The 3,923-nt window shown below is 34.8% G+C and carries 1 protein-coding gene and 2 pseudogenes; 2 read left to right on the top strand and 1 reads right to left on the bottom strand.

All coding sequences use genetic code 11. The features are described 5' to 3' along the window. Nucleotides 1-310, top strand: a pseudogene (locus tag AC1DPQ_RS20490) (energy transducer TonB); the annotation flags it as partial. Nucleotides 311-526: 216 nt separating this feature from the next. On the opposite strand, the gene AC1DPQ_RS20485 reads toward AC1DPQ_RS20490, so the two are convergent. Continuing rightward, entirely contained in the window at nucleotides 527-3,322 is a 2,796-nt protein-coding gene (locus tag AC1DPQ_RS20485) for a T9SS type B sorting domain-containing protein (RefSeq protein WP_477582752.1), read from the bottom strand. A 265-nt stretch (nucleotides 3,323-3,587) separates the two neighbouring features. On the opposite strand from AC1DPQ_RS20485, the pseudogene AC1DPQ_RS20480 reads away from it, so the two are divergent. After that, nucleotides 3,588-3,923 (top strand): annotated as a pseudogene (locus AC1DPQ_RS20480) (bifunctional folylpolyglutamate synthase/dihydrofolate synthase); the annotation flags it as partial.

The raw sequence follows: 3,923 nt of genomic DNA, 5'->3' as shown, positions 1-3,923 counted from the left end.
GGCATCAAATTATGGAGAAGGTGGTTCTGGAAATGGCAATGTACAGTTATCATTAGCCAGTAGAAAATTCATCGATATCCCTAGAATTCAGGATGATGGACAAAGTGCAGGAAAAATTGCCGTTCAAATCCGCGTAGATAAAAATGGTAAAGTGGTTCAGGCCCGTGCAGGTGCAAAAGGCACTACCCTATCTGATTTAGCACTTTGGCGGAAATGTGAGCAGGCGGTATTAGGTGCGAGCTTAAACAAATTAGAATCAGCTCCCGATGTACAAACCGGGATTGTAATGTTCAACTTTAAAGTGAAATAAAAAAAATATCCATGGTCTGTGTCTTCACAGACCATTTTTTTTTGCGTTATCATTTATTGTGCTGTCAGATATTACTATCTGACAGAAGACTTATCTCCTCAAAATTTTCGACAAACAATTATAACCTGATTATCGGTCAGATGGTAACATCTAACAGCATATCCAACACCCTAACAAATTACTCGCTTAAGTAATTAATCAACATAGTTTAACGAGCTATCGAATCAAGGTAACCGATCCCTTTTTAATTATTCTTTTATTTTCCTGAGTTGTAAACGATGCCACCCAAAAATAGACTCCTACGGGAACTGGCTGTCCTTTATAATCACCGTTCCAAGCGTCATATAATTTATTTGAAGAAAAGATAACTACTCCCCTTCTATCGAAAATCTGCATCTGAAAATTAAAAGCCCTACTTCCCTCTTTCGCTTTAAAATCATCATTTATATTATCCGAATTGGGGCTGAAAGCATTCGGAAATGAAATGTCGTTACAGGCTTCTGTTTCTAAACGAACATCTAGCTCATCTACAATACAACCATTAAGTTTGAGTATCGAAAAGGTGTAGTTACCTTCGTATAAACCCGAAAAAACGTAATTACCTGGATAAACTACTCCGTTATACTTGATGTTATAATCAACTGAACGGTTACCAATAGAAAATGAGATTTCCCCAGTTAAATCGCAAACAGGATTTTTAGCATTAACAATCGAATGGGGTTTGGTTAACGAATAATCTGGAACCACAACAGTTCGATATTCTGCTGGTGCACCACCAGATGCTTTTACTTCAATATCGTAGCTCCCCGGACTAAGCATATTAAAAACACCGGTATTATTTGATATTGAATTATTAAGTGTGAATGTATAGGTTTCTGGAATTGGTGGACAATTAACTTTTATAAAGCCTTTTCCAAGAACATTACATTCGGCAAGCATCTCGATACTATTGATAACAATTGGACAGGGTTCGTATACTAGCTTTTTATTTAATTCATCAACAATACAGCCATTAAGCTTTAAAATGGTAAAACTGTAATCTCCTTCAATTAAATCTGAAAAAATATGGTTGCCCGGATAAACTAGTCCTTTATATTTCACATTATAATCAGATGAATTACTACCTATTGAAAATGATATTTCTCCCTTCAGATCGCAAGCAGGATTCTTAGCATTAATCTTTGTAAGTGGTTTAGTTAAAGAATAATCAGGTACTTCAATAGTCCTGTATGCTGCTGGCGCACCACCAGATGCTTTAACCTCAATTGTGTAACTACCGGGATCAAGCATATTAAAAACACCGGTATTATTTGATACTGAATTATTAAGTGTAAATGTATAGGTTTCTGGAATTGGTGGGCAATTAACTTTTATAAAGCCTTTTCCAAGAACATTACATTCGGCAAGCATCTCGATGCTATTGATAACAATTGGACAAGGTTCGTAAACCAATTCTACATCAAACTCATCAATTAAACAGCTATCTTTATTCAGCACAACAAAATGATAGTTACCTATCTCCAGGTTAGTGAATTGATGATCATAGGGCAAAACATCATTTTTAAATTTTATCCTATAATCATTACTACCGGCAAAAGCATTAAATTGAATATTTCCTTTAGCGGCACAAGCTGGATTTATTTTAGCAAAAGAAAACTCTGGCTGTAGTTGCTTGTAATCTGGCACAATTATGTCGGTTTCTAATTGATCTTCATCCGAAATAATTTTAATATGATAGGGGCCGGGAATTAAATCTTTGAATATTCCGGTGGTATTGCTTAAATCATTATTTAACGTATAAGTATAAGCTGCTAAATGTGGCTTTGTTAAAATACTAATTATTCCTTTGTGAAAAACATCACATTGTTGTTTTACCTCAGCCTTATCGAATTGGATTTTACATTTATCACGTCCGACAACAAGATCCTGTTCATCAACCCTGCATCCATATTTATTTACAATTTCAAAGTGACTCGTATTACCACTTATTAAATTAGAGAATTTACTATTTAAAGGATACAACTTTCCATTGTATCTGATTTGATAACTGCTGTTTTGTTCAGGAGTATTAAAAGTAATTTCACCAAGGGTTTCGCAAAGCTGATTTTTGATCTGCCAGCTGTAAATTGGTTTTAATAAATTAAGTTCAGGAACATCCACTGTTGCCGAGTATGAATCAGAAGCAGAACTGATTGAAAGGGTGTACTGTCCTTTTGATAAACCAACAAATTTACCTGTTGTATTGGTAACTCCGTTTAAAGTATAGGTAAAATCTTCAATATGTGGAGCGGTGATAATATCTACATTGGCAGTATTACCAGAAATGCAATCTTGGATAATGTCTACTTTCTCTAGTTCTATTCCTATAATACTTCCATCTTCTACCATACTTGCAGCATCAAGGATTGTATATGGAAGCGTTCCTACTACACCAACCATTTTTTGGTTTTCTATATCAAACTCGATAATATTGGTTTGGGAGCCAGAATTAGCCAATCCATAAACTGTGTTTTTTCTGGTGCCGGTTGAAACACTAACGATCCCATAAAGCACTATATTTGAAGGCAATGGAATATGAAGGGTACTTTTATTAGGTTCTTTAACATTAATCTTCACTATCCCTTGGTATGCTGCCATGTAAAGATCTTTTTTATAAAAACAGACATCTCCTGTAGGTGAATAATTCAGTAAACCTAAGGCCTCTGATTTTCCTGTATTAATATCTGTACTGAATAAATAACCAGAACAATAATATAACTTATTATCCGCGCCAAGGGTAAGTGAATTTGAGCCAGACATACCTAAAAATAAACGCCTGCAATTTTCAATACTGTTCTCTTTTACATCCGCAGTGTATATTTCTGAATTTCTGAACCAAAACAAATTATTCCTGTTCATTGCGATTGAAAAATACTGATCACCAGGTGAACATCCCACTATTTTTGTAGATTTTACCCCTTCACTTGTAAATTCAACCTTGTAAAGGTCGCTTGCCCCCTTAGAATAATCCATAGAACTTACATAAAAAGTTTGAGCTGCAAGTTTGAAACAACAAGATAGGAGTACGAAGAGAATTAGACTAATTTTATTAATCACTATTATTGAGACCGTTAAATATCGGCAAATATAACAACATAACCTTACAAATTAAATTGCTATAAAACACTTTTAAAGTAATCACCTAACTTTAATATTAAAAACTTAGAATACTAGGTTTAATAAAATCTACCCATTTCATTTCATAATAACTCCAGTCAACTTATATTTGATGCAAATTATGAACTACCAACAAACGCTTGATTTTTTATACAGTAAACTCCCCATGTTTACCCGTGTTGGCGCATCCGCTTTCAAAAAAGATTTAACCAATACCATCATTCTTTGCGAAGCACTGGATAATCCGCAGGATAAATTTAAAAGTATCCATGTGGCGGGTACAAATGGAAAGGGCTCTACCTCACACATGCTGGCTTCGGTACTGCAATCGCAAGGATATAAAACAGGATTGTACACCTCTCCCCATTTGAAAGATTTCCGCGAACGCATCCGCATCAACGGAAAAATGATGAGTAAAACTGAAGTCGTATCGTTCGTAAAAGATCAAGAAAAATTG

It is taken from the genome of Pedobacter sp. 01T416_2, from assembly GCF_056398925.1.
This window is presented reverse-complemented; position numbering and strand designations above follow the sequence as displayed.